The following is a 26,267-nucleotide window of genomic DNA, read 5'->3' as shown; positions in this document are numbered from 1 at the left end:
CCTCATGGCCCCGCAAGCTGGCTTCAGCTGCCCGCCACCTTCATCCGGTTCACCAGGATCGACCCCACGGTCTTGGCCCCGTAGTTGTAGGCATCGGCCCCCACCGCCTCGATGCCCTTGAGCATGTCCTTGAGGTTGCCCGCGATGGTGATTTCCTGCACCGGGAAGGCGATCTCGCCGTTTTCCACCCAGAAGCCGCTGGCGCCACGCGAGTAGTCGCCGGTCACGTAGTTCACGCCCTGGCCCATGAGTTCGATCACGAACAGGCCGGTGCCGAGCTTCTGGAGCATGTGTTCCAGGTCGTCGCCCGGTTTCGTGTGGCGCGAGCGCAGCGTGAGGTTGTGCGAGCCGCCGGCGTTGCCGGTGGTCTTCATGCCGAGCTTGCGCGCGGAATAGCTGCTCAGGAAGTAGCCTTCCACGCGGCCGCCGGCCACCACCTGGCGCGGGCGCACCTGCACGCCCTCCTCGTCGAAGGGCGAGCTGCCCTTGCCGCGCCGGATGAAGGGGTCTTCGTCGATGTCGATGTGCTTGGGGAACACCTGCTTGCCCAGCGAGTCGAGCAAAAAGCTGCTCTTGCGGTACAGCGCGCCGCCGCTCACCGCCTGCACGAAGCCGCCCAGCAGGCCGGCCGCCAGCGGCGACTCGAACAGCACCGGGCATTCGGTGGTGGCGATCTTGCGCGATTTCAGGCGGCTCAGGGCGCGCTCGGCCGCATAGCGGCCCACGGCCTCGGGCGAGGCCAGCTCGTCGGGCGAGCGCATCGAGCTGTACCAGGCGTCGCGCTGCATGTCGTTGCCCTTGCCGGCGATCGGCGCCACCGAGATCGAGTGGCGCGAGCTGGCGTAGCCGCCGCGAAAGCCGTGCGTGTGGGCGCTGAAGAAATGGCTTTGCTGGGCCGACACGCCCGCGCCTTCGCTGTTGGTGATGCGGCGGTCGGTGCGCAGCGCGGCCTCTTCGCAGGCCAGCGCGAGCTGCGCGGCCTCCTCGCTGGTGATGGCCCAGGGGTGGAACAGGTCGAGCTCGGTCTGGGTGCGGGCGATGTCGGCCTCGTCGGGCAGGCCGGCGGCCGGGTCGACAGCGGTGAAGCGGGCGATGTCGTAGGCCGCCTGCACCGTCTGCTCGATGGCGGCATGGGAAAAATCGGAGGTGCTGGCGTTGCCGCGGCGGCCGTCCAGGTAGACGGTGACGCCGAGCGACTTGTCGCGGTTGCGCTCCACGGTTTCGAGCTCGCCCTTGCGCACGCTCACGCTCAGGCCGCAGCCCTCGGACGCCTCGGCGCCGGCATCGGTCGCCCCCAGCTTCCTGGCGTGGGCCAGGGCGGTGTCGACGAGCTCTTCAAAAAACGGGCGGCTGTAGCTGAAGCCGCTGGCGGCGCTGGGAACGGGTTTTTTCATATCGACGGCTATGATACTTGCCGGTGCGGCGCCGCCGCCGCCATGTACCCCTTACCCCATGTCACGTAAACCGAAAAAAGGCTATTTTGTGAGAGGCCAGTTCGTCGCCGAAGGCAGCGAGCTGGACCTGGAGCTCAAGCGCGAGCTCAAGGGCACGGACGAGCTCAGCAAGACCGACCTCAAGCGCGAAAGCACGGAGCTGCAGTCGCTGGGCGAAGACCTGCTCACGCTGCGCGCCGACCTGATGGCCCGGCTCGCCCTGCCCGAGAAACTCGTTGACGCCCTGGCCGAGGCCCGCCGCATCACCAATTTCGAGGGCAAGCGGCGCCAGATGCAGTTCATCGGCAAGCTCATGCGCAAGCTCGAGCCCGAGACCCTAGACACCGTGCGCGCCGCGCTCGACGAGCAGCACCGGGGCTCGGCCAGCGAAACCCTGGCGCTGCACCAGGCCGAGCAATGGCGTGACAACCTGATCGACAGCGAGGAGGCGCTGGGCCTGTGGCTCAACGCGCACCCCGATACCGACACCCAGCAGCTGCGCGCCCTGATCCGCCAGGCGCGCAAGGACGCCAAGCCGGCCCGGCCGGGCGAGGCGCCGCGCCACGGCCGCGCCTACCGCGAGATCTTCCAGCTGGTGCGCGGGCAGCTCGGCGGCGAGGCCGCCCCATGAGCGGCTTCGACCCGGTAAAGATCGGCATCGTCTCGGTGAGCGACCGCGCCTCCAGCGGCGTCTACGAGGACAAGGGCCTGCCCGCGCTGCAGGACTGGCTCGCGCGCGCCCTGCAGAACCCGCTCAGCTTCGAGGCGCGGCTGATCCCCGACGAGCAGGCCGTCATCAGCGCCACCCTGGTCGAGCTGGTGGACGCCGGCTGCTCGCTGGTGCTGACCACCGGCGGCACCGGCCCGGCGCTGCGCGACGTCACGCCCGAGGCCACGCTGGCCGTGGCGCACAAGGAGATGCCGGGCTTCGGCGAGCAGATGCGGCAAATCAGCCTGCGCTTCGTGCCGACGGCGATTCTGTCGCGCCAATGCGCCGTCATCCGTGACAGAAGTCTCATCATCAACCTCCCCGGCCAGCCCAAATCGATCCAGGAGACCCTGGAGGGCTTAAAAAGCGATCAGGGAGACGTCCTCGTGGCCGGCATTTTCGCAGCCGTGCCCTATTGCATCGACCTGATCGGTGGCCCCTACATGGAAACCCATCCGGCGGTGTGCAAGGCCTTCCGACCCAAATCCGCCCTTCGCCCTCCCCCCTGACCCCCAGGAACACCACATGAACTGCTGGAGCCCCCTCAATTCAGAGATCAACCGACCCGGAGTCCGCATCCCACGGTCATTGTTAGCTGCAATTTTGATAGCATCCGGCAGCGCCGCCTGGGCCGCCGAACCGAGCCTGCCCTACACCGTCCGGCCTTCCGACAAGCTCATCGTGCTGGCGCGCGAAATGCTCCACCGGCCCAGCGACTGGAACGAGGTGGCCCGCTTCAACAAGATGAAGGACCCCAACTTCATCAAGCCGGGCCAGCGCCTGGAGATTCCGCTGCGCCTGCTGCGCTCGGCTCCGGCCGCCGGCACGCTGGTCAGCGCCGAGGGCGACGTGCAGCTCGGGGGCAGCGCAGCCGCCACCGGCAGCGCGATCGGCGAAGGCAGCCGCCTGCAGGTCGGCGCCAACAGCTCGGCCGTGGTCGAACTGCACGACGGCTCGCGCGTGAAACTGCTGCCCAACACGCTGGCCGAGGTGGTGACCAGCCGCGACTACGCGCTGCGCGATGCGTCGGCCAGCGGCTCCAGCAACTGGTTTTCGGGGCTGATCCGCCTGTCGCAGGGCGCCATCGAGACCCTGGCGTCCAAGGTCGCCCGCCGCGCCGCGCCGCTGCAGGTCGAGACGCCGACCTCGCTGGTGGGCGTGCGCGGCACCGAATTCCGCGTGGCCTACGACAACTCCGCCGAGCGCCTGGCCCGCACCGAGGTGACCGAAGGCCTGGTGCGCGCCGACAACCCGGCCCAGCAAAGCGGCGCCGACCTGCCGCAGGGCACCGGCGCCGTGATCAACCCCGCGCAGAAGGCCGTGAACGTGGTGCAGCTGCTGCGGGCGCCCGACCTCGCCGGCGTGCCGGCCGAGGTACAGCTGCCGCAGGGACTGTGGCCGCTGCCGAGCCTGGAAGGCGCTTCGTCCTTTCGCGTGCAGGTGGCCAGCGACGCGAAATTCGACAAGATCGTGCGCGACCTCAAGGCCGCCGGCCCCGGCGTGGAACTCGCCGGCCTGACGCCTGGCGACTGGTATGCGCGCGTGCGCGGCATCGACGGCCAGGGCCTGGAAGGCTTCGACGCCGTCAAGCTGATCGCAGTCCGGGACGGCCGCTGGCCGGTCGGCAACACCGGCATCCGGGCCCTCAACGGCGACACGCTGCTGAACTTCGGCGTGGCGCCGGACGCCGTGTTCACCAAAATCGAGGCCGAACTGGCTCTGGACGCGGCGTTCACGCGCAGGGTGCGCCAGGACACGCTGACCACGCCGCTGTGGAACCTGGGCACGCTGGACGCTTCGACCGTGTACTACGTGCGGTTCCGGCTGGTCAACGCCAGCGGCCAGAGCCGGCCCAGCGAAACCTACCGCTTCCAGCTGCCGGGCAACTGGGGCACCACGGTGTTCGATGTCGCAAGCCCGCTGCAGCGCCTCAATTGAGCCTCAAAACACCGCGAGGTCCAGGCCCCGCGGTCGTTTGATGCTACAAAAATAATAGCTTTTTTGGTTATTTGCCGACGAGCTGCGTGAGCTTGTCGGCCTCGAAGGTCTCGCGGCGCGCCGCATCGTCGGGCACGCAGTCGGTGCCGGCCCGGCTGGCCGACAGCGCCTCGATCGCCCGCCACAGCAGCGCGATCTGGTGCTCCTGCGACGAGGCGTTGTCGATCAGCCCCTTCATCGCCTGCGACAGCGGGTCGTCCTCCAGCGTGATGCCGTAGGCCGAGAACTTGGTCTGCGCCGGCGTCACGTCGGCGCTCTCGCCGGTCTTGGACGGGATGATGCGCGCCGGGATGCCCACCGCGGTGGCGCCGGCGGGCACCGGCTTGATCACCACGGCATTGCTGCCGATCTTGGCGCCGTCGCCCACCACGAAGCCGCCCAGCACCTTGGCGCCGGCGCTCACCACCACATTCCTGCCCAGCGTGGGATGGCGCTTGGCGCCCTTGTAGAGCGAGGTGCCGCCCAGCGTCACGCCCTGGTAGATGGTGCAGCCGTCGCCGATCTCGGCGGTCTCGCCCACCACCACGCCCATGGCATGGTCGAAGAACACGCGCTCGCCGATCGTGGCGCCGGGGTGGATCTCGATGCCCGTGAGCCAGCGCGAGACATGGGAGATGAAGCGCCCCAGCCACTTGAACCCGTGGTGCCAGCACCAGTGCGCCGGCCGGTGCAGCATGATCGCGTGCAGGCCCGGGTAGCAGGTCAGCACCTCCCACGTGCTGCGCGCGGCAGGATCGCGTTCGAGGATGCAGGCGATGTCGGAGCGGAGACGGGAGAACATGACTTTGGGTGATGACGATATGAGGCGCAGTCTATAGCTTTGTCTTTGCCGCCGCTTGCGACATGGCCTTGGCGACACCACGCAGGATATGGATTTCCTCCTGGGTCAGCTGCGCGCGGTTGGCGAGCTGGTTCAGGCGCGGCATCAGCTTCTTGGGCGAGGCCGGGTCGAGAAAGCCGATGTCCACCAGCGACTGCTCCCAGTGCGCCAGCATGCCGGCCACCTGGGCGGCATCGGCATGGAGCGCGGGCGGCGTGGCCTCGCGCACCGCGAAGCCGCCCAGCGCCAGGCGCCATTCGTAGGCGATCACCTGGATCGCCGCGCCCAGGTTGAGCGAACCGAAGTCCGGATTGGTCGGGATGCTCAGGGCCACGTGGCAGCGGTACACGTCGTCGTTGTTCATGCCGAAGCGCTCGGAGCCGAACAAAAAGGCCACCGAATGCCCCGTGCCGCCGAGCGTCTCGAAATGCTCGCGCGGCGTGCGCGTGGGCGGGCCGAAGTCGCGCGGCGTCATGGCGGTGGCGCACAGGTGCGTCACGCCGTCCAGCGCCTCATCCAGCGTGTCCACGATGCGCGCGCGCTCCAGCACGTCCAGCGCGCCGCTGGCGCGCTGGATGGTCTCCTCGCGCCGCAGCACGTTGGGCCAGCGCGGCGCCACCAGCACCAGGTCGTCGAAACCCATGACCTTCATGGCCCGCGCGGCGGCGCCGACATTGCCGGCATGGCTGGTGTTGATCAGGATAAAACGGGTCTTCATCGGGGAGAAGGGCGGGCCCAGCGGGGCCGGAGTTAAAATCGGGGTATTGTCGCCGCCCGCATCGCCGGACCGGCCCTCCCCGCTCCTGGTCCGTGGGAGGCAGCGCCCGAAGCCGCCTCCGCAACCCCTTCACAATTCATGTCGTCCGCCAACCTGCACCCCATGCTCAACGTGGCCATCAAGGCCGCCCGCGCCGCCGGCGCCATCATCAACCGCGCAGCGCTCGACGTCGAGGCGGTGCGCATCTCGCAAAAGCAGGTCAACGACTTCGTCACCGAAATCGACCAGGCCAGCGAGCAGACCATCATCGAGACCCTGCTCACGGCCTACCCCGGCCACGGCATCTGGGCCGAGGAATCGGGCCGCGAGCATGGCGCGCGCGACTCCGAATTCGTCTGGATCATCGACCCGCTGGACGGCACCACCAACTTCATCCACGGCTTTCCGGTCTACTGCGTGAGCATCGCGCTCGCGGTGCAGGGCAAGGTCGAGCAGGCCGTCATCTACGACCCGACGCGCAACGACCTGTTCACCGCCACCAAGGGCCGCGGCGCCTACCTCAACGAGCGCCGCATCCGCGTGAGCAAGCGCACCCAGCTCAAGGAATGCCTGATCTCCACCGGCTTTCCGTTCCGCCCGGGCGACAACTTCCAGAACTACCTGCAGATGATGTCCGACGTGATGCAGCGCACCGCCGGCCTGCGCCGCCCCGGCGCCGCCGCGCTCGACCTCGCCTACGTGGCCGCCGGCTTCACCGACGGCTTCTTCGAGACCGGCCTGTCGCCGTGGGACGTGGCCGCCGGCTCGCTGCTGGTGACCGAGGCCGGCGGCCTGGTCGGCAACTTCACCGGCGAGTCCAACTTCCTCGAACAGAAGGAATGCCTGGCCGGCAACCCCCGCATCTACGGGCAGCTGGTGCCGCTGCTGGCCAAGCACTCGCGCTTCGCCGGCGTGGCCGACAAGATGCAGGTGGCCGAGGCCGCCGCACGCGCGCACGCCGCCGAGGCGCCGGCCGCCGACGGCTCCGAGCCCACTGAAACGCCGGCCGCCGCGCCCGTGCGCAAACTCACACGCGTGCGCAGCAAGGCCGCCGGCGACGCCCCGCAGGCCTGACCCCCGGCGGCGAGGCGCCATTGGCCGACAGGAGCCCCACCTCGAACCCGGCGAGCCCCGCTGGCGGGCGCCTCCGGCTGCACGCTCCCCTGCTCGACTGGCTGCGCCTTGCCCTCAGCCAGTACGTGACCAACGGCCTCTCGGTGGCGGTGGGCCTGGTGCTCATCGTGCTGGGCGTCTACGCGCTGGACGGGCTGTCGGCCGCCTCCGCTGCCTCGGTCGGCGTGCTGGTCGCCAGCCTGCCCGACGTGCCCTCGCCCAAGCGGCGCAAGTTCATGCAGATGCTGCCGGCCCCGGCGCTCGGCGCGCCGCTGTTCCTCGCGGTCCAGCTGGTGCAGCAGCAGCCGCTGGAGCTCGGCCTGGTGCTGGTGCCCGGCACCTTCCTCGCCTTCATGGGCATGGCCTGGGGCAAGCGCGGCGGCCCGATCAGCTTCTCGCTGATGTTCTCCATGCTGTTTTCCATGGCCACACCGCCGGGCCACCCCGACCAGGCGCTGATGCGCACTGGCTGGTTCCTGGCCGGCGGCGCGCTCTACCTGGTCTATGCCGTCCTCACCGCCCACCTGCTCAACACGCGCTACCGCGTGCAGCTGCTGGCCGACTGCCTGCTCGGCCTGGCCAGCCTGCTGCGCACCCAGGCCCGGCGCTTCGACCCGCAGACCGACAGCCCCGCCGCGCAGCAGGCCCTGCTGGCCGACGTCCTGCGCCAGCAGGCCGCGCTGGCCGACCTGCTGCAGAGCACGCGCGACGTGGTGCTGGAATCGCCCACCAAGCCGCACCGGCAACGGCTGGCCGGCATGCTGCTGGCGGTGCTGGAGGCGCGCGACCACCTGCTGGCCTGCGAGCTCGACCTGGACGCTTTGAGCCGCCACGACGACGGCCAGTGGCTGCCGGCGCTGGAGCAGAGCCTGCTCGCGCTGGCCGCCAGCCTGGAAGCACTGGCCACCAGCCTGCTGCTGGGCCGCACGCCGCAGCCCGTTGCCGACCTGCGCCCCGCGCTGGCCCGCCTGCAGGCCGCCGGCGCGGCCGCGAGCGAGCAGCCCGGCACCGGCGCGCTGCTGGGCAGCCTGACCGACCGCATCGGCCACATCAACGACGAAACCGTGAAGATGGCCGCCCTCGCGCGCGGCGACGTGCGGCCCGAGCTGGCCAATGTGCGCTCGAGCTGGCAGCTGTTCGTGAGCCCCACCCTCTGGTCCTGGAAGCCGCTGCTGGGCCAGCTCAGCTGGTACGCGCCCACGCTGCGCCACGCGCTGCGCGCCGCGCTCGCCATCGGGGTCGGCTACACCGTGTCGCTGCACCTGCCCTGGGCTTCCCACAAATATTGGATCCTGATCACCATCGCCGTGGTGCTGCGCGCCAACCTGGCGCAGACGGTGGAGCGGCGCAACGCGCGCGTCGGCGGCACGCTGCTGGGCTGCGTGCTGGTGATGCTGATCCTGTCCGCCCACCCCGAGCCGATGGCCCTGCTGCTGTTCGTGGCGCTGGGCACGGCGATCTCCCACGCCTTCGCCATCAAGCGCTACCTGTTCACCGCCATCGCCGCCACGGTCTCGGGCATGCTGCAGGCCCATCTGCTGATGGGCGGCATCAGCCCGGGCTTCGCGCTGGCCGAGCGGCTGGCCGACACGCTGCTGGGCGCGGTGCTGGCCTGGGCCCTGAGCTACGTGCTGCCGTCCTGGGAGCGGCGCCAGATCCCGGGGCTGGTGCAGCGCACGCTGGCGGCCCAGGCGCGCCATGCCCGGCTCGCGCTGGCGCTGGGACAGGCGCGCCAGCCCGACCTCGACTGGCGGCTGGCCCGGCGCGAAGCCTACGACAGCCTCTCCGCGCTGGTGCAGGCCACCGGCCGCGTGCTGGCCGAGCCGCGCTCGGTGCGCCCGCCGCTGGAGCCGCTGGAAGCGCTGCAGGCGCGCAGCTACCAGCTGTTGGCCCAGCTCACCGCGATCAAGTCGCTGCTCATGCTGCGCCGCGGCCAGCTCGACATGGACGAGGCGCAGCCGGCCCTGGCGCTGGCCGCGCAGCGCATCGACCACGCGCTGATTTCGCCCGGGCTGCCAGCGGCCGGCGCGGCACCTCCGGCCGCCGGCCCGGCGCAGGCCGTCGACAGCGCGCTGATGCCCGCGCCCGAGCAGTTGCCCGACAACCTCACCCCGGCCCTGCTGCGCCGGCTCGGACTGGCCTGCGACATGGCCGGCGAGCTGCGGCTGGCCGCCGCTCGGGTGCAAACGCCCACAGGCCCCCTGCATGACTGACTTCCTGCTGTCTTCCCCCTGGCTCGGCACGGCACTCGCCGCCGCTTTGGCGGTGCTGGCCGCGCTGGCCGTCCACCGGCTGGGCAGCCTGCTGCTGCTGCGCGCCACGCAGTCCACGCCCGTGCTGCACCACGTGCTGCGGGCCGGCCGGCCGGCCGCCGGCGTGGTGCTGCCGCTGTTCGCGCTGCAGGCCGTCTGGCAGGCCGCGGACGATGGGCTGCGCTTCATCGGCGGCGTGCGCCACCTCAATGGCCTGCTGCTGATCGCGGCCGTCACCTGGCTGGCCATGAGCGCCATCGCCGGGCTGGCCGCCGGCGTGATGGCCAAACACCCGGCCGACATGGCCGACAACCTGGAAGCCCGGCGCATCCACACCCAGGCGCGCGTGCTCTCGCGCACCGCCATGTCGATGGTGCTGCTGGCCGGCATCGCGCTGGCGCTGATGACCTTTCCCGGCGCGCGCCAGGTCGGCGCCAGCCTGCTGGCCTCGGCCGGCGTGGTGGGCATCGTGGCGGGCTTGGCGGCCAAGCCGGTGTTCAGCAACCTGATCGCCGGGCTGCAGATCGCGCTGACCCAGCCGATCCGCATCGACGACGTGCTGATCGTGCAGGGCGAATGGGGCCGCGTCGAGGAGATCACCGGCACCTACGTGGTGCTCAAGATCTGGGACGAGCGCCGGCTCATCATCCCGCTGCAATGGTTCATCGAAAACCCGTTCCAGAACTGGACGCGCTCCAGCGCGCAACTGCTCGGCACGGTGTTCCTCAACGTCGATTTCGGCATGCCGCTGGCGCCGCTGCGCGCCGAGCTCGAACGCCTGGTGCAGGACATGCCCGAGTGGGACCGCCGCGTGGTCAAGCTGCAGGTGACCGACACCACCGAGCGCACCATGCAGCTGCGCATCCTGGTCACGGCGCAGTCCTCGGGCCTGGCCTTCGACCTGCGCTGCAAGGTGCGCGAGGCCCTGATCGATTTCATGCAGCGCGAGTACCCGCAGCACCTGCCGCAACTGCGCGTGCAGGAGGCCGGCGCGCCGGCCCCCGGCCTGCCACCCTCGGCGTAACCCTTCCTCCGTGGCCCCTTTGCTCCCATGAACCACAACGACACGCCGCCCCATACGCCGATGATGCAGCAGTACCTCGCCATCAAGGCGGAGTACCCCGAGACGCTGGTGTTCTACCGCATGGGCGATTTCTACGAGGTGTTCTTCGCCGACGCCGAGAAGGCCGCGCGCCTGCTCGACATCACGCTCACGCGGCGCGGCCAGTCGGCCGGCGAGCCGGTGGTGATGGCGGGCGTGCCCTTCCATGCGCTGGAAAACTACCTGGCGCGGCTGATCCGGCTCGGCGAATCGGCCGCGATCTGCGAGCAGGTGGGCGACGTGGCCACCGCCAAGGGCCCGGTGGAGCGCAAGGTGGTGCGCGTGGTCACGCCCGGCACCCTGACCGACAGCGAGCTGCTCAGCGACAAGGCCGAGGCCATCCTGCTGGCCGTGCACCAGGGGCCGCGCAACGCCTGCGGCCTGGCCTGGCTCAGCGTGACGCAAAGCGAGCTGCACCTGGCCGAATGCGCGGCCGACGAGGTCGAGACCTGGATCGCGCGCATCGCCCCGAGCGAGCTGCTGTACGGCGCGGGCGTGACGCCGGCCTTCGAGCAGCGCCTCAAGGCCGTGCGCGGCGCAGGCGGCGGCGCCGCGCTGTCGCTCACGCTGCGCCCCGAGTGGCAGTTCGATGCCGCACTGGGCCAGCGCAAGCTGCTGGAGCAGCTCCAGGCCGCCAGCCTCGCCGCCTGGAACGCCGAGGCATTGCCCCACGCGCAGGCCGCCGCCGCCGCGCTGCTGGGCTACGCCGAGCACACGCAGGGCCGCGCGCTGTCGCACCTGCAGGGCATCCGGGTGCAGCGCGACGACGAGCTGATCGACCTGCCGCTCACCACCCGGCGCAACCTCGAGCTCACGCAGACGCTGCGCGGCGAGGACGCGCCCACCCTGTTCTCGCTGCTCGACACCTGCATGACCGGCATGGGCAGCCGCCTGCTCAAGCGCTGGCTGCTGGAGCCCCGGCGCGAGCGCGCCCAGGCGCTGCAGCGGCTCGACGCCATCGCCGCGCTGCGCGACAGCGGCTGGCAGAAGCTGCGCGAGCAGCTCAAGGGCGTGAGCGACGTGGAGCGCATCACCGCGCGCATCGCGCTGCGCCAGGTGCGCCCGCGCGAACTCGTGGCGCTGCAGCTCACGCTACAAAAATCAGAGCAACTGAGGTCCACCCCATGCGGACCTTCGGCACTTTTGAGCCAGATTTTCCAGGAATTGCAGCCGCCCGCGGGCTGCGCCGGCCTGCTGAGCCGCGCGATCCTCGAGGAGCCCGCCGCGCTGGTGCGCGACGGCGGCGTGATCGCCACCGGCTTCGACGCCGAGCTCGACGAGCTGCGCGCCATCCAGGACAACTGCGACGGCTTCCTGCTGGCGCTGGAGACGCGCGAGCGTGCACGCACCGGCATCCCCAACCTGCGCGTGCAGTACAACAAGGTGCACGGCTTCTACATCGAGGTCACCCATGGCGCGGTGGACCGCGTGCCCGACGACTACCGCCGCCGCCAGACCCTCAAGAACGCCGAGCGCTACATCACGCCCGAGCTCAAGGCCTTCGAGGACAAGGCCCTGAGCGCGCAGGAGCGCGCGCTGGCGCGCGAGAAATGGCTCTACGAGCAGGTGCTGGACCAGCTCCAGCCCTTCGTGCCCGCGCTCACGCGGCTGGCGCAGGCGCTGGCCGCGCTGGACGTGCTGTGCGCGCTGGCCGAGCGCTCGCTCACGCTCCAGTGGTGCGCGCCGCAGTTCACGCGCGAGCCCTGCATCGAGATCGTGCGCGGCCGCCACCCGGTGGTGGAGGCGCGGCTGGCCGAGACCTCGGGCGGCAGCTTCATCGCCAACGACACCACGCTGGGCGCGCGCCAGCGCATGCAGGTCATCACCGGCCCCAACATGGGCGGCAAGTCCACCTACATGCGCCAGGTGGCCATCATCGTGCTGCTGGCCAGCATCGGCTCCTGGGTGCCGGCCAGCGCCTGCCGGCTCGGGCCCATCGACGCCATCCACACCCGCATCGGCGCGGCCGACGACCTGGCCAACGCCCAGTCCACCTTCATGCTGGAGATGACCGAGGCCGCGCAGATCCTGCACAGCGCCACGCCGCAAAGCCTGGTGCTGATGGACGAGATCGGCCGCGGCACCTCCACCTTCGACGGCCTGGCGCTGGCCAGCGGCATCGCCGCCCAGTTGCACGACCGCACGCAGGCCTTCACGCTGTTCGCGACCCACTACTTCGAGCTCACCGAGTTTCCGGCCAAACATCGCGCCGCCATGAACGTGCACGTGAGCGCCGCCGAATCGGGCGCCGACATCGTGTTCCTGCACGAGATCCAGGCCGGCCCCGCCAGCCGCAGCTACGGCATCCAGGTGGCCCGGCTCGCGGGCATGCCCGCGGCCGTGGTCAACCACGCGCGCCATGCGCTGGAGGCGCTGGAAACCCAGCAGACCGAGGCACGTGCCCAGGTCGACCTGTTCGCCCCGCCCCCGGCGGCAGAGGCCCAGGCCCCCAGCGCCGTAGAATCGGCACTGGCAGCCGTGGACCCCGATGCGCTGAGCCCCCGCGAGGCCCTCGACGCGCTGTACGCCTTGAAGAAACTGGCAAGAAAATGACCCCCCACGCTCACCCGCATTCGCTGCCCGCCCAAAGCGGGCTCGCCTCCCTTGGGGCGGCCCGGCAGGAGACGACATGACCTACTGCGTCGGCATCAAACTCAACGCCGGCCTGGTGTTCCTCTCCGACTCGCGCACCAACGCGGGCCTGGACCAGATCAGCACCTTCCGCAAGATGATCGTCTACGAGAAGCCGGGCGACCGCTTCATGGTGCTGCTGTCGGCCGGCAACCTGTCGATCTCGCAGTCGGTGCGCGAGATGCTGCAGGTCGAGCAGCTCAAGGAGCACGAGGACAGCGAACCCATCACCATCTGGAACGCGCAGAGCATGTTCGACGCCGCGCGCGTGCTGGGCGCGGCCGTGCGCCATGTGTACGAGCGTGATGCCGATTCGCTCAAGGCCTCGGGCGTGGAGTTCAACGTGTCGCTGATCTTCGGCGGCCAGATCCAGGGCGAGGCCATGCGGCTGTTCCAGGTCTATTCGGCCGGCAACTTCATCGAGGCCACGCCCGAAACGCCCTATTTCCAGATCGGCGAGTCCAAGTACGGCAAGCCGGTGCTCGACCGCGTGCTGACGCCCCTCACCCCGCTGGACGAGGCCGCCAAGTGCGCGCTGGTGTCGATGGATTCCACGCTCAAGTCCAACCTCTCGGTCGGCCTGCCACTGGACCTGGTGGTCTACGACGTCGACCAGTTCCAGACCGACAAGGTGGTCTGCATCGACAACGACAACCCCTACTTCAAGATGCTGCACGACAGCTGGGGCCAGAAGCTGCGCCAGGTGTTCGACAGCATCGAGGACCCGCTGTGGAACGGCGGCCACACCGACGTGCCGCTCAAGATGCCGCAGAGCCGGCACCAGCCGCTCAAGAAGATCAGCAACCCGCAGGAAAAGCTCATTTAGTGCCGCTCATCGTCTTCTCCCACGCCAACAGCTTTCCCGCCGGCACCTACGGCGTCCTGTTCAAGAGCCTGCGGGCGCGCGGCTTCACCGTCAAGGCGGTCGATTCGTTCGGCCACGACCCGAAATACCCCGTCACCAACAACTGGCCGCACCTGGTGCAGCAGCTCGCCGACTTCGCGCAGCGCGAGGTCGACAAGGCCGGCGAGCCGGCCTTCTTGGTGGGCCATTCGCTGGGCGGCTTCCTGAGCCTGATGTGCGCCGCGCGCCATCCTGAGCTGGCCCGCGCCGTGCTGCTGATCGACTCGCCCATCCTCGGCGGCTGGCGCGCCACCACGCTGGGCGTGATCAAGCGCACGCAGTTGGTGGGCTCGGTCTCGCCGGGCAAGGTCAGCCGGCGGCGCAAGAACAGCTGGCCCGATGCCGACGCGGCGCTCGAGCACTTTCGCCACAAGAAGGCCTTCGCCCAGTGGGACCCGCAGGTGCTGCGCGACTACATCGCGCACTGCACGCGCGACCAGGACGGCCAGCGCGTGCTCGGCTTCGACCGCGACGTCGAAACCGCGATCTACAACACCCTGCCCGACAACCTGGACCGGCTGATCCGCCGCCATCCGCTCAAATGCCCGGTGGCCTTCATCGGCGGGCGCCAGTCGCAGGAGATGAAGCAGGTCGGCATGGCGATGACCGAGCAGGTCACGCGCGGCCGCATCATGATGCTGGACGGCAGCCACCTGTTCCCGATGGAAAAGCCGATCGCCACGGCCGCGGCGATCGAGGCCGCGCTGCGCAGCCTGGGCGCCTGAGCCGCCGTCCTAGCGGCTCACCAGCGCGCCGGTGCGGGCGTCGAACTTGAGCACACGCACCCGGCCGCTCGGCCCGGGGAAGCCGTCGAACACGGCGCGCACGAGATAGGGCACCAGGTCGGGCAGGTCCTCGTTGTCGCCCTCGTAGACGGCCGTGGACTCGAACACCGCGCGCGGCTTGCCGGGGCTGCCGGCCTGCGCGTCGAGCAGGCGCAGGTTCACGCGGTTGACCTGCACGGTGCGCGAGACCTCGCGATCACCCAGGTAGCGGGTGCCGAAGCGGTCGGGCCGCCAGTAGCCCGGGATCACGTTGCCATAGGTGTCGCGGTACGGCGGCACGAACAGCCCGGGGTTGCCGTAGACCGGCTCCAGCACTTTCTTCTCGCGGCTGGTGCCGGTGGCCGTCAGGTCCACCAGGAAGCGGCCCACCTGCCCCGGCGCGGCCGGCTTCAGGCCCAGCCGCTCCAGCTCGATACGCACATAGCCTTCGTAGGTGGACTGCTCCAGCTCGCTGAGCGCGCCCTCCGGATGCGGCTGGTAGCTGAAAGTGCTGCCGGCGGCATCGGCGGGCCAGACGTTGAAGTTCGTCACCTTGGCCGTGATCGGGCCGGCGCAGGCGGCCAGCAGGGCCAGCGCGGCGGCGGCCAGGGCCACCCGCGCGGCACGCAGGCCTGCCGAAAACCCGCTCATCTCAGCCCGCCCAGGTCACCAGGCCGCTCCAGGCCGTGGCCAGCACCACGATGCCGAAGGCGATGCGGTACCAGGCGAACGGCACGAAGCTGTGGCTGGAGATGTAGCGCAGCAGCCAGCGCACGCAGACCCAGGCGCTGAGGAACGAGAACAGCAGGCCGACCGCGAACAGCGGAATGTCCGCCATCGACAGCAGCGCACGCTCCTTGTACAGGCTGTAGACGCCGGCGCCGATCAGCGTGGGAATGGCCAGGAAGAACGAGAAATCGGTGGCCGCCTTGCGCGACAGGCCCAGCAGCATGCCGCCGATGATGGTGGCGCCGCTGCGGCTGGTGCCCGGGATCATGGCCAGGCACTGCACCAGGCCCACCTTGAGCGCATCCAGCGGGCTCATCGCGTCCACGTCGTGGATGCGGGCCTGGGCCTGCGGCCGCTTCTCGGCCCACAGGATGATGAAGCCGCCGATGATGAAGGTGCTGGCCACCACCACCGGCGTGAACAGGTGCGCCTTGATCGCCTTGGCCGCCAGCACGCCGATCACGGCCGCTGGCAGGAAGCCGATCAGTACGTTGAGCGAAAACCGCTGGGCCTGCCGCTCGGTGGGCAGCGCCACCAGCGTCCCGCGGATCTTCTGCCAGTAGACGATGATCACCGCCAGGATCGCGCCGGTCTGGATCGCGATGTCGAACACCTTGGCCTTCTCGTCGTCGAAGCCCAGCAGCGCGCCGGCCAGGATCAGGTGGCCGGTCGAGGAAATGGGAAGAAATTCGGTCAGGCCTTCCACCACACCCATGATGGCGGCCTTGATCAACAGCACGACGTCCACAAACGCTCCTTGAAACTCGCAGGATTATGCCCCCCGAGGCAGGCGCCCCACGTCCATGGGATGGCCGGCCCGGTCACTTGGTGTTAGAACGCCCCCATTGCGTTGCCACGGCATGAAAGCCCCCCCGACATGAAACACTCCCCGGCCCTCCTGCGCGGCCTGGCCCTCGCCGTCGCCCTGCTCGCCGCCAGCGCCACCGCCCAGGCCCCCGGCGACGCGCGCGTGGCCCTGGTCATCGGCAACTCCGCCTATGCCAGCGCACCGGCGCTGGCCAATCCGGCCAACGACGCCCGGGCCATGGGCGAGACACTGCGCGGCCTGGGCTTCACCGTCGTGGAGCTGCGTGACGGCAGCAAAGCCCAGATGGCCGAGAGCATCGCGAAGGTGCGCGATGCACTCAAGGGCAGGCAGGGCATCGGGATGCTCTACTACGCGGGCCACGGCCTGCAGATGGACGCGCGCAACTACATGGTGCCGGTGGACGCCCGGATGGCCAGGACCGCCGACGTGCCCCAGCAGACGGTGGACGTGAGCTCCGTGATCGAGGCCTTCAAGGCGGCCGGCAACCGCATGAACATCCTCGTGCTCGACGCCTGCCGCGACAACCCGTTCGGCGGCATCACCACCGGCCGGGGCCTGGCGCCGCTGGATGCCCCCAGCGGCACCTTCCTGGCCTACGCCACCGCGCCCGGCAACGTGGCCGAAGACGGCGACGTCAAGAGCGGCAACGGCCTGTACACCCAGTTCCTGCTGCAGGAGCTGAAGAAGCCGCAGGCCCGCATCGAGGACGTGTTCAAACGCGTGCGCTTTGCCGTGCGCAAGGCCAGCAACGGCCGGCAGATTCCCTGGGAAAGCACCAGCCTGGAGGAGGATTTCCAGTTCAACGACGGCCGCGTGGTGGCCGTGGCCAAGCCTTCGGCCGAGATCCTCCTGGCCGCGTTCACGCAGGAGCAGCAGGACTGGAGCCGCATCAAGGACAGCCGCAACGCCGACGACTTCTACGCCTTCCTCGCGCGGCATCCGAGCGGCACCATCGCCGAGGCGGCCAACGCGAAGCTGGACGAGCTGGTGGCCAGCCACCTGGTCGTGCAGGGCGCGGGCGCCGACCGCAAGGACCTGCCCTACAGCATCGCGCGCTACCGCCTGGGCGACGAGTTCGAGGTGCGCATCGTGTCGGGCTTCTCTTCGTCGTTCAACCAGACCGGCCGGGTCACGAGCGCCAGGGACGGCAAGGTGCTGGTGGAGCTGTCCTCGCCGGCCACCGGCGCCCAGCCGATGAAGATGCTCTACGACACGCAGGGCGGCTTCATCGGCATGCCCGACAGCTTCACGCACACGCCGCCGGCCTACCTCGCGCCGTCGGGGCTGCTGCAGGTCGGCCAGAGCTGGAAGACGGGTTCCGAGCAGGCGTACCAGAACAAGGCGCTGGCCGACTCCCTCGGCAAGACCACCTCGGTGGGCCAGGACCGCGTGGTCGCGCGCGAGCAGGTCACCGTGCCGGCGGGGACGTTCGATGCCTTTCGCATCGAGTCCGAGTCCACCAGCGTCAGCAAGAACCTGAACCTGAAGATCAGCGCCACGCGCTGGGTGGTGCCGGACCTGCCCGAGCCGGTGAAGGCCGAGAACGTCGTATCCGAGGGCCTGTTCAAGACCACCCGCACCTCGCGCGAACTCGTGCGCTACACGCGCGCGGCCGAGAGCGCCGACGTGATGCGCGTCTCGCAGGAGCAGGCGAGACGTGACGCGCAGGCCCGCGAGAACCAGCGCCAGGCCTGGACGCAGCTGCTGGCCCGCGCGCAGGCGGGCGACGCAGGTGCAATGGCCGACGTGGCCCGGCGCTTCGAGGAGGGCAAAGGCATGGCGGTGGACATGGCCCAGGCCGTGGCCTGGTACCGCAAGTCGGCGCAGGGCGGCAGCCCGGCAGGCATGGGCGGGCTGGGCGCCATGTACTACAACGGGCAGATCGGCGCGAAAGACGCGGCCCAGGCGCAGCCGTGGTGGAACAAAGGCGCGCAGGCAGGCGACGGGCGCAGCATGGCGGGGCTGGCCCTGCTCTACGAGACCGGCGAGGGCGGGATGCCGCAGGACGCGGCGCTCTCGCTCGAATGGCTCGGCAAGGCCGCGGCCACGGGTGACGCGCGCGCGCTCTACCGCATGGGCCTGCGGCTGCGCGAAGGCCAGGGCGTGGAGAAGGACCTGCCCAAGTCGTTCGAGATGTTCCGCCGGTCGGCCGGGCAGGAGTTCCCTGCGGGGCAGTACATGCTGGGATGGTCCTACTTCAAGGGCCTGGGCGTCGCGCAGGACGAGGAAAAGGCCGCGGCCGAATTTGCGAAGGCCGCCGAAGGAGGCATCGCTCACGCGATGAACGACCTCGGCACGCTCTACCAGCGCGGCGGGGGCGGCCTGCCGAACGACCCGCAAAAGGCGATGGAATGGTTCCGCAAGGCGGCGGCGCTGGGGCAGGTGAATGCCATCGAGAACGTCAAGAAGATGGAGGCGCGGGGCTTCCGCTGAACACGCCGCCGCACCCGGATTCCTGTTCAACGAGAGGCGCATCGCCGCCGAGCCCAGGGCGAAAAGGGGTGGCATGGCACGGGGCAGCGCCCTTCCTTTCCTGCCCCTTTCCTGCCCCGCTTTCCGGCATCCCGCACCGCCCACGGTGCATTTCGCGCCGCCATGGGCGGCGTTTCACTCCCCGTTTCGCGCATTTCATCGCATCCGCCTGGCCGCCGGCGGGCCGGCCCGGCACAGTTCACCCATCGAGAACAGAACCCGCCGGAACACGCCATGCAAATGACCCACACCATCGCCATCCACCTGAGCGCCGCGCTGAGCGCCGTCGCCGTGGGCCCGGTGGCGCTGTGGGCCCGCAAGGGTGCGGTGCAGCGCCCGCGGCTGCACCGCGCCTTCGGCTATGCCTGGGTCACGCTGATGCTCATCGCCGCCACCTCGGCCATCTTCATCCGCGACCACAGCCTGCCCAACATCGCCGGCTACACCCCGATCCACCTGCTCGTGCCGGTGACCTACCTGGGCCTGTTCGGCGCCTTCTGGGCGCTGGCCCATGGCGACATCCGGCACCACCGCCTGGCGATGCAGAGCACCTACGTCGGCGCCTGCCTCGTGGCCGGCGCCTTCACCCTGCTGCCCAGCCGCTACCTCGGCCAGCTCGTCTGGCATAGCTGGCTGGGCCTGATCTGAGTTCCTTCCCTTTCACTGGAGAAATCACCATGATGCAAATCCTGACCCATACCCCGGCCTGGGTGTTCGGCCTGTTCGCCGTGCTGCTGTGGTACGGCCTGTCGCAGCGGCTGGCGCGCACCGCCTCGCTCAAGCGCACCACCCTGCTGCCGCTGGCCATGCTGGGCTTCTCGGGCTACGGCGTGCTGTCGGCCTTCGGCGCCTCGCTGCCGGACGTGCTGAGCTGGCTGGCCACCGGCGCGCTGGCCGCCTTCGTGGTGTCGCGCATCCCGCTGCACGACCAGACCCGCTACGACGCCGACAGCCGCCGCTTCCACCTGCCCGGCAGCTATGTGCCGCTGGCGCTGATGATGGGCATCTTCCTCACCAAGTACGCGGTGAACGTGGCCCTGGCCACCCACCCCGCCCTGGGCCAGGACACCGCCTTCGCGCTGCTGGTGTGCACCCTGTACGGCGCCTTCAGCGGCATCTTCACCGGCCGCGCCCTGCGCCTGTGGAAGCTGGCCGCGCAGGAAAGCGACCGTGCCCCCTCGCTGCCCCGCGCCGCCTGACCCTTTTTGCCCAGGAGCCGCCATGATGTCCACCACTGCCCGCCTGAACGCCGACGAGATCGAGCGTTTGGCCCGAAAACGTGCCGGGGTCCGCATGGGCTGGTACATCCATGCTCTTGTTTTCATAGCAGTCAACACGCTGCTCACCGCGCTCTCGCTCGCCAGCGGGCGCCACTGGGCGATCTTCCCGGCCCTGGGCTGGGGCCTGGGCCTGCTGATCCATGGGGTCGTCGTGTTCCTGGCCCTGCCCGGCGGCGGCCTGCACGAGCGGCTGCTGCAGCAGGAACGCGCGCGCCTGGCCCACCAGCGCGATCCCTGGTAACCCACGAAGGACAGACGCCATGCCCCACCTCCTCCAACGCACCCTCGGCCCCGCGCTCACCCGCCTCGCGGCGCTCGGCCTGGCCCTGCCCCTGCTGGCCGGCCCGGCGCTGGCCCAGGTCGGCATGGCGCAGCTCCAGGCCGGCGAGCTGCCCGTCACCGTGGTGTACCCCACCGACGCGCCGGCCACGCGCCAGTCGTTCGGCCCGTTCGAGCTGCAGGCAGCCCTGAACGCCGCACCGGCGCGCGGCAACGGCCGGCTGGTGGTGCTGTCGCATGGCACGGGCGGCGACGCGTTCTCGCTGAACACGCTGGCCAGCACCCTGGCGCGCGCCGGCTTCGTGGTGGCCCAGCCCGAGCACCGCGGCGACAACTGGCGCGACCAGAGCGCCGCCGGCCCCGAATCGTGGAAGCGCCGGCCGAGTGAAATCAGCGAAGCCATCAACGCCATCGCGCAGGACACGCGCTTTGCCGGCCTACTCCAGCTCGACCGCGTCGGCGTATTCGGCATGTCCGCCGGCGGCGTGACCGGCCTGGCGCTGGCCGGCGGCGACTGGAGCCTGGCCACCATGCTGCAGCACTGCGCCGCCCATGTGCGCGACGACGCGGGCTTCTGCCTGTACGGCGCGCGCTCGGCCGAAGAAGCCGCCACGCGGGCCCAGGCCTACAGCCGCCCGCTGCCGCCCGGTGCTGAAGCGCCGCTGGCTGGCATGCGCGTGCACGACGCGCGCGTGGCCGCCGTGGCGCTGGAGGTGCCGGTGGGCGCGATCTTCACGCCCGGGAGCCTGGCCGCCATCCGCATCCCGGTGGGCCTGGTGGAGGCGCAAGCCGACCGCATCCTGAACCCGCAGTACCACTCGGGCTACGTGCTGGCGCAGTGCGGCGCCTGCCAGCGGCTGGACTCGATGGCCGGCGCGGGGCATTTCGACACCCTCTCGCCCTGGCCCGACAGCATCGCCCAGTCCATGGCCCGCATGCCCGGCGGGCAGCGCAACCCAGTGGTGGACGACGCGCGGCGCCAGCAAGGCTACGACCGCATCGCGGCTTTCTTCCGTGAGAAACTGCGGCCATGAGCGTGCTCATCCTGATCCTGAAGGTCGCGGTGGCCGTGGTGCTGGTCGCCTCGCTGGCCGAGGCGCTAGTGCTGTCGTGGCGGCATGCGCGGCACGGCGCGCCCGCCTATGACTGGAAAGCCACCGGCATTTCGCTGGTCGACTTCCTGGTGCGCGAATACCCGCTGCGCTGGCTGCTGCCGATCGGCGCCTTCTGGCTCGGCGGCATGGACTGGTTCTGGCAGCACCGGCTCTGGACGCTGCCGATGAACCACTGGACTGGCTGGGCCGCCTGCTTCCTCGGCCAGGAGTTCTGCTACTACTGGTACCACCGCGCCGCGCACCGCGTGCGCTGGTTCTGGTGCACCCATGCCATCCACCACTCGCCGAATCAGCTCAACCTGTCGGCGGCCTACCGCTTCGGCTGGACCGGCCAGCTCACCGGCACGCTGCTGTTCTTCATGCTGGCGCCGCTGTTCGGCCTGCCGCCGCGCGTGGTGCTGATGCTGCTCTCGCTCAACCTGCTGTACCAGTTCTGGATCCATGCCACCTGGATTCCGAAACTGGGCCCGCTCGAATGGGTCCTCAACACGCCCTCGGCCCACCGCGTGCACCACGCCTCCAACCTCGAATACCTGGACGGCAACTACGGCGGCGTGCTGATCGTGTTCGACCGCCTGTTCGGCACCTACATCCCCGAGCGCGCCGACCTGCCCTGCCGCTACGGCCTGGTGCGCCCGGTCACCGGCTACAACCTGCTGCACATCGAGTTCAGCCATTGGCAGGCGCTGTGGCGCGACCTGCGCTCGGCCGACTCGGCGCGCGCCGTCTGGGGCTACCTGTTCAAGCCGCCGGGCTGGCAGCCCCATGGGCCGGGCGAGACCACCGAGGCGCTGCGCGCCCGCGCCGCCACAGATGCCCAGGCCGAATGGCCGCAGGCGTTGCCGACACCCGATCCTTCGTGACACCCATGACGCACTTCAAACGCTCCACCCTGCTCGCGCTGGCCCTGGCGCTGTGCAGCACGCTGGCCGCTGCCAGCGTGGGCCTGACCCAGTTACCCGCCACCGGCGACGACGGGCCGATCACCCTGTTCTACCCCTCCGACAGCGCAGCGGCGCCCGTCAAGCGCGGCGCGGTCACCCTCGACGTCGCCTGGCAGGGCCAGCCCGTGCGCGGCAATGGCCGGCTGGTGGTGATGTCGCACGGCTCGGGCGGCGCGGCCTGGGAGCGGAGCGACCTGGCGCGCGACCTGGTCGAGGCCGGCTTCGTGGTGGCGCTGCCTGAGCATCAGGGCGACAACTGGCACGACATGAGCCAAGCCGGACCTGACAGCTGGAAGCGGCGGCCCACCGAGGTATCGCACGCCATCGACGCGGTGCTGCGCGATGCGCGCTTTGCGCCGCTGGTGGCGGCCGATCGCGTGGGCGTGTACGGCATGTCGGCCGGCGGCCACACGGCGCTCACGCTGGCGGGCGGGCGCTGGTCGCCTTCGCTGCTGCTCAAGCACTGCGAGGCGCACCTGGCCGAAGACTTCCAGAGCTGCGTCGGCCTCACCACGCAGCTGCGCGGCAACGTCTTCGACGGCCTCAAGAAGGCCATTGCCCTGTTCGTGCTGCGCCGCAAGCTGGACGACACGGCCTGGTACAGCCACGACGACCCGCGCATCCGCGCCTTGGCGGCCGAGGTGCCGTTCGCCGCGGATTTCGACATGGCCTCGCTGGCTGCGCCGCGCGTGCCGCTGGGCCTGCTGCGCGCCGGCCAGGACGCCTGGCTGGTGCCGCGCTTTCACATCGACGCGGTGATGGCGGCCTGCGCGTCCTGCGAAATCGTGGCCGACCTGCCGAGCGCCGGCCACGGCTCGCTGCTGTCGCCCCCGCCCATGGGCCTGGGCGGCCTGGCGGCCACGCTGCTCGGCGACCCGCCCGGCTTCGACCGCGCCCAGGTGCCGATGGCGCACCGGCAGATCGTGCAGTTCTTCAGCCGGCACCTGCTGCCGTGACGCGGGGCTCCCCCTAGAATCGGTCTTCCCCACCATGAGCACCTCCATGTCCCCTGAAGAGATCGAACGGCTCGCACGCAAGCGCGCCGGAGCCAAGCTGGGCTGGTACATCCATGCGTCGGTCTACGTGCTGGTCAACCTGTTCATCTTCGCGATCTCGCAGTACGGCTTCGGGCGCCGCCCCTGGTCGGTGTTCCCGCTGCTGGGCTGGGGCCTGGGCCTGGCGCTGCACGGCATCTCGGTCTTCCTGCTCGGCACGGGCAGCGGCCTGCGCGAGCACCTGGTGCAAAAGGAGCGCGAGCGCCTGCGGCGCCAGCACGGCGACGGCGGCACGCCCTGACCCTCCCACCCCCCGGGCCCATGCGCAACGCCATCACGCCCCTGCCCGCCGCCCTGCGGGCCATCCGCCTCGACAGCCTGGACATGTTCAGGCACTACCTGCAGACGCTGGCCTTCAGCCTGGCGATCTCGGCCGTGCTGTACTTCACCTCCTCGCCCGACAAGCCCTACGAGGTGCCGATGGTCTATTCGCTGTGCATCGGCACGGTCTCCTGGGCCATCATCGACTTCGGCCGCCACCTGATCGCCCCCAGCGCCGAAAGCGGCTGGCCCAGCGGCCTGTCCGGCATGGTGCTCACCGCCTTCGGCATCGTGGGCGGCTTCCTGGCCGGCACGGCGGCGGCCGACGCCTGGTTCGGCTGGTCGTCCTGGGACCAGTCGCCGGCCCAGCTGCGCACCACCTGGGTCTTCTCGCTGCTGGCCGGCGTGGCCGTCTGCTACTACTTCTACACCCAGGGCCGCAGCAGCTACCTGCACGGCAAGATGCAGGAGGCCGAGCGCCAGGCCACCGAGGCGCGGCTCAAGCTGCTGGAAACCCAGCTCGAACCGCACATGCTGTTCAACACCCTGGCCAACCTGCGCGCCCTGATCGCCACCGACCCGGCCGCCGCCCTGGACATGCTGGACCGCATGATCGCCTACCTGCGCGCCACGCTCGGCGCCTCGCGCACCGCCGAGCACCCACTGGCCGCCGAGTTCGAGCGGCTGCGCGACTACCTGGAACTGATCTCGGTGCGCATGGGCCCGCGCCTGCGCTACACGCTGGATCTGCCGCCCGAGCTGGCCGCGCAGCCCGTGCCCACGCTGCTGTTGCAGCCGCTGGTGGAAAACAGCATCAAGCACGGGCTGGAGCCCAAGGTGGAAGGCGGCAGCGTCACGGTGCGCGCGCGGCGCCAGGGCGCCTGGCTGCAGCTCGAAGTGGCCGACACCGGCGTCGGCCCCGGCGGCGAGCGGCCGTCCGGCGGCAGCGGCTTCGGCCAGACCCAGGTGCGCGAACGCCTGGCCGCCGCCTACGGCCCCTCGGCCACTATGGAATTCATAGCACCCGATGACGGCGGGACGCGGACCCTCCTCACTTTTCCTGCCAAAACATGAACCCGACCCCGACCGCCCTGCTGGCCGAAGACGAACCGCTGCTGGCGCAGGCCCTGCGCGCCGAACTGGCGCGCGCCTGGCCCGAGCTGGCCATCGCCGCCACCGTGGGCGACGGCGCCTCGGCCGTGGCGCAAAGCCTGGCGCTCAAGCCCGACGTGCTGTTCTTCGACATCCGCATGCCCGGCCTGAGCGGGCTGGAGGCCGCCGCCGAGCTGGCCGACGCCTGGGCGCCCGGCACGCCCTTCCCGGCCCTGGTGTTCGTGACCGCCTACGACCAGTACGCCGTGCAGGCCTTCGAGGCCCAGGCCGTGGACTACGTGCTCAAGCCCGTGCAGGCCGCCCGTCTCCAAAAAACCGTGTCAAAAGTGCGGGAAGTCCTGGCCCGGCGGTCTCCGGATGCTATCGATATGGAAGCAACCCTGGGCCACACCATGAAGCAGTTGCGGCATCTGCTGGAGGCCGGGCAGCCCGCCGCGCCGACCGGCGGGCCGCTGCGCATGGTGCAAGTCAGCGTGGGCAGCAGCATCCGCATGGTGCCGGTGGACGAGGTGGTGTTCTTCGAGGCCGCCGACAAATACGTGCGCGTGCTCACCGCCGGCCACGAGTACCTGATCCGCACGCCCCTCAAGGAATTGCTGCCCCAGCTCGACCCCAACGCCTTCTGGCAGGTCCACCGCGGCACCGTGGTGCGCACCAGCGCCATCGACAGCGTGCTGCGCGACGACCAGGGCAAGCTCAGCCTCACGCTGCACGGCCGCCCCGAGAAGCTGGCCGTGAGCCGGCTCTACGCCCACCTGTTCCGGCCGATGTAGCCGGGGCGGCGGCACCGCCGCGGCGCTCGCCTTCTCCTTCTTTTTCGGCACCGCCTGAATCCGGCGCGGATTCCGTTGCGTAACCGAACACAGCGCCGCCATCGCGTCGCCGTTTCGGTCCCACCCCAACCCAGGAGTCCCGCATGCTGCCTCGCACCTTCTTCGCCACCCCGGCCGTTGCCTTGCTCGCCGCCGCCTGCGCCAGCGGCCCAGCACCGATGAAATACTCGCAGAACGACCTGCCCGACGCCGTGAAGGTGCCGGCCGGCCACCAGGTCGCCATGGAAACCGTGGGCGTGGGCGAGATCACCTACGAATGCCGCGTCAAGACGGGCATGGCCGGCCAGTACGAATGGTTCTTCGTCGGCCCCGACGCCAGGCTCCTGGACCGCAGCGGCCGGCATGTCGGCCGCTACTACGGCCCGCCCGCCACCTGGGAGAACCTGGACGGCTCCCGGCTCACCGGCGCGCAAGTGGCCGTGGCGCCGGCCGGCGCGGGCAGCATCCCGCTGCAGCTCGTCAAGGGCAGCCCCGCGACGGGCGCCGGCGCGATGCAGGGCGTGAGCTACATCCAGCGCGTGGCCACGCAAGGCGGCGTAGCCCCGGCCTCGGCCTGCGATGCCGCCAGCCTGGGGCAGAAACAGGTGGTGAAGTACCAGGCCGACTACATCTTCTGGCGCGCCGCCTGACGGCGCGCACCGGGAGCAGGCAGGCGCGCCCCGCCGGGCTGCGACGCCGCTCCCGCCCGCCTACCCCGTGTCTCCAGGGTAGGAATCCGGCCCGGGCGAGCCTCTGATCCACGCCCTGGCCGGTTCAAGCCTGCGGATGCCTGTTCCGGGTCCGCAGGCTTTTTTTCGCCTGGCCGCTTTCCGGCCGATTCCTTCATGCCATGGGCATTCCGTCCTACACGCGGCGGCGCCGCGGCGGGTTGTAC

General features: G+C 70.3%; 25 protein-coding genes. 20 read left to right on the top strand and 5 right to left on the bottom strand.

Annotated features, from left to right (window positions below):
* Positions 1-23: 23 nt before the first annotated feature.
* A complete protein-coding gene (gene pmbA / locus MMF98_RS04535) occupies positions 24-1,394 on the bottom strand; it encodes a metalloprotease PmbA (RefSeq protein WP_243304752.1) in 1,371 nt (456 codons plus the stop codon).
* A gap of 58 nt (positions 1,395-1,452) precedes the next feature.
* Between pmbA and yjgA the strand changes: the two genes are divergently transcribed.
* From yjgA to MMF98_RS04520, 3 genes are read left to right on the top strand one after another with little or no spacing between them, the layout of a single operon-like run.
* A complete protein-coding gene (gene yjgA, locus MMF98_RS04530) occupies positions 1,453-2,064 on the top strand; it encodes a ribosome biogenesis factor YjgA (protein WP_243304750.1) in 612 nt (203 codons plus the stop codon).
* Entirely contained in the window at positions 2,061-2,651 is a 591-nt protein-coding gene (gene mog, locus MMF98_RS04525) for a molybdopterin adenylyltransferase (RefSeq protein WP_243304748.1), read from the top strand. The genes yjgA and mog overlap by 4 nt, the downstream gene beginning before the upstream one ends.
* Positions 2,652-2,667: 16 nt before the next feature.
* A complete protein-coding gene (locus tag MMF98_RS04520) occupies positions 2,668-4,080 on the top strand; it encodes a FecR domain-containing protein (RefSeq protein WP_243304747.1) in 1,413 nt (470 codons plus the stop codon).
* A 67-nt stretch (positions 4,081-4,147) separates the two neighbouring features.
* On the opposite strand, the gene cysE is transcribed toward MMF98_RS04520, so the two are convergent.
* Both cysE and MMF98_RS04510 read right to left on the bottom strand, forming a co-directional pair.
* Entirely contained in the window at positions 4,148-4,921 is a 774-nt protein-coding gene (cysE, locus tag MMF98_RS04515; RefSeq protein ID WP_243304745.1) for a serine O-acetyltransferase, read from the bottom strand.
* A 31-nt stretch (positions 4,922-4,952) separates the two neighbouring features.
* Positions 4,953-5,678, bottom strand: a complete 726-nt coding sequence (locus MMF98_RS04510) for an RNA methyltransferase (RefSeq protein WP_243304743.1) — start codon at positions 5,676-5,678, stop codon at positions 4,953-4,955.
* Between the two features lie 138 nt (positions 5,679-5,816).
* Here MMF98_RS04510 and MMF98_RS04505 point away from each other — a divergent pair, with 138 nt between their 5' ends.
* From MMF98_RS04505 to MMF98_RS04480, 6 genes are all read left to right on the top strand, one after another.
* A complete protein-coding gene (locus MMF98_RS04505) occupies positions 5,817-6,791 on the top strand; it encodes an inositol monophosphatase family protein (protein ID WP_243304741.1) in 975 nt (324 codons plus the stop codon).
* Between the two features lie 20 nt (positions 6,792-6,811).
* On the top strand, positions 6,812-9,043 hold the full coding sequence (locus MMF98_RS04500) for an FUSC family protein (protein WP_423837559.1): 2,232 nt from the start codon (positions 6,812-6,814) through the stop codon (positions 9,041-9,043).
* Complete coding sequence (locus MMF98_RS04495; RefSeq protein WP_243304739.1) at positions 9,036-10,106, top strand: mechanosensitive ion channel family protein; 1,071 nt, start codon at positions 9,036-9,038, stop codon at positions 10,104-10,106. Before MMF98_RS04500 ends, MMF98_RS04495 begins: the two co-directional genes overlap by 8 nt.
* Positions 10,107-10,133: 27 nt before the next feature.
* Positions 10,134-12,737: a DNA mismatch repair protein MutS gene (mutS, locus tag MMF98_RS04490; protein WP_243304737.1), complete on the top strand. Its 2,604-nt coding sequence runs from the start codon at positions 10,134-10,136 to the stop codon at positions 12,735-12,737.
* 76 nt (positions 12,738-12,813) lie between these two features.
* Positions 12,814-13,641 (top strand): proteasome-type protease, encoded by an 828-nt coding sequence (locus MMF98_RS04485; RefSeq protein WP_243304736.1) that lies wholly within the window; start codon positions 12,814-12,816, stop codon positions 13,639-13,641.
* A complete protein-coding gene (locus tag MMF98_RS04480) occupies positions 13,641-14,444 on the top strand; it encodes an alpha/beta fold hydrolase (protein WP_243304734.1) in 804 nt (267 codons plus the stop codon). The genes MMF98_RS04485 and MMF98_RS04480 overlap by 1 nt, the downstream gene beginning before the upstream one ends.
* A 9-nt stretch (positions 14,445-14,453) precedes the next feature.
* Here MMF98_RS04480 and MMF98_RS04475 read toward each other — a convergent pair whose 3' ends face one another.
* Together MMF98_RS04475 and MMF98_RS04470 are read right to left on the bottom strand one after the other, a co-directional pair.
* Positions 14,454-15,134 (bottom strand): DUF4136 domain-containing protein, encoded by a 681-nt coding sequence (locus tag MMF98_RS04475; protein ID WP_243304733.1) that lies wholly within the window; start codon positions 15,132-15,134, stop codon positions 14,454-14,456.
* 1 nt (position 15,135) lies between these two features.
* Positions 15,136-15,960: an undecaprenyl-diphosphate phosphatase gene (locus tag MMF98_RS04470; RefSeq protein WP_243304731.1), complete on the bottom strand. Its 825-nt coding sequence runs from the start codon at positions 15,958-15,960 to the stop codon at positions 15,136-15,138.
* 129 nt (positions 15,961-16,089) lie between these two features.
* On the opposite strand from MMF98_RS04470, the gene MMF98_RS04465 reads away from it, so the two are divergent.
* The 11 genes from MMF98_RS04465 (at position 16,090) to MMF98_RS04415 (ending at position 26,022) form a co-directional block, all read left to right on the top strand.
* Positions 16,090-18,474, top strand: coding sequence for a caspase family protein (locus MMF98_RS04465; protein ID WP_243304729.1), 2,385 nt, complete (start codon positions 16,090-16,092; stop codon positions 18,472-18,474).
* A 273-nt stretch (positions 18,475-18,747) separates the two neighbouring features.
* Positions 18,748-19,161 (top strand): DUF2306 domain-containing protein, encoded by a 414-nt coding sequence (locus MMF98_RS04460; RefSeq protein WP_243304727.1) that lies wholly within the window; start codon positions 18,748-18,750, stop codon positions 19,159-19,161.
* A gap of 29 nt (positions 19,162-19,190) precedes the next feature.
* Positions 19,191-19,712: a DUF6622 family protein gene (locus MMF98_RS04455; protein ID WP_243304724.1), complete on the top strand. Its 522-nt coding sequence runs from the start codon at positions 19,191-19,193 to the stop codon at positions 19,710-19,712.
* A gap of 22 nt (positions 19,713-19,734) precedes the next feature.
* Positions 19,735-20,034 carry a 2TM domain-containing protein gene (locus tag MMF98_RS04450; protein ID WP_423837558.1) on the top strand — a complete coding sequence of 100 codons (300 nt, stop codon included), beginning with the start codon at positions 19,735-19,737 and terminating at the stop codon, positions 20,032-20,034.
* Positions 20,035-20,053: 19 nt separating this feature from the next.
* Positions 20,054-21,106, top strand: a complete 1,053-nt coding sequence (locus MMF98_RS04445; protein WP_243304722.1) for an alpha/beta hydrolase family protein — start codon at positions 20,054-20,056, stop codon at positions 21,104-21,106.
* Positions 21,103-22,050: a sterol desaturase family protein gene (locus tag MMF98_RS04440; protein ID WP_243304720.1), complete on the top strand. Its 948-nt coding sequence runs from the start codon at positions 21,103-21,105 to the stop codon at positions 22,048-22,050. Before MMF98_RS04445 ends, MMF98_RS04440 begins: the two co-directional genes overlap by 4 nt.
* A gap of 5 nt (positions 22,051-22,055) precedes the next feature.
* Positions 22,056-23,087, top strand: a complete 1,032-nt coding sequence (locus MMF98_RS04435) for an alpha/beta hydrolase family protein (RefSeq protein WP_243304718.1) — start codon at positions 22,056-22,058, stop codon at positions 23,085-23,087.
* A 34-nt stretch (positions 23,088-23,121) separates the two neighbouring features.
* A complete protein-coding gene (locus tag MMF98_RS04430; protein WP_243304716.1) occupies positions 23,122-23,427 on the top strand; it encodes a 2TM domain-containing protein in 306 nt (101 codons plus the stop codon).
* A gap of 20 nt (positions 23,428-23,447) precedes the next feature.
* The gene (locus MMF98_RS04425) at positions 23,448-24,521 is read left to right on the top strand and encodes a sensor histidine kinase (protein ID WP_243304715.1); all 1,074 of its coding nucleotides are present in this window, start codon (positions 23,448-23,450) and stop codon (positions 24,519-24,521) included.
* Positions 24,518-25,333 carry a LytR/AlgR family response regulator transcription factor gene (locus tag MMF98_RS04420; RefSeq protein ID WP_243304713.1) on the top strand — a complete coding sequence of 272 codons (816 nt, stop codon included), beginning with the start codon at positions 24,518-24,520 and terminating at the stop codon, positions 25,331-25,333. The genes MMF98_RS04425 and MMF98_RS04420 overlap by 4 nt, the downstream gene beginning before the upstream one ends.
* Before the next feature lie 143 nt (positions 25,334-25,476).
* Positions 25,477-26,022 (top strand): DUF3455 domain-containing protein, encoded by a 546-nt coding sequence (locus MMF98_RS04415; RefSeq protein ID WP_243304711.1) that lies wholly within the window; start codon positions 25,477-25,479, stop codon positions 26,020-26,022.
* The last annotated feature ends 245 nt before the right edge of the window (positions 26,023-26,267 follow it).

This window comes from Variovorax terrae (genome assembly GCF_022809125.1).
GTDB lineage: Bacteria > Pseudomonadota > Gammaproteobacteria > Burkholderiales > Burkholderiaceae_C > Variovorax_A > Variovorax_A terrae.
Note: the sequence above shows the minus strand (reverse complement) of the source record. Positions and strands in the feature narration are given on the sequence as shown.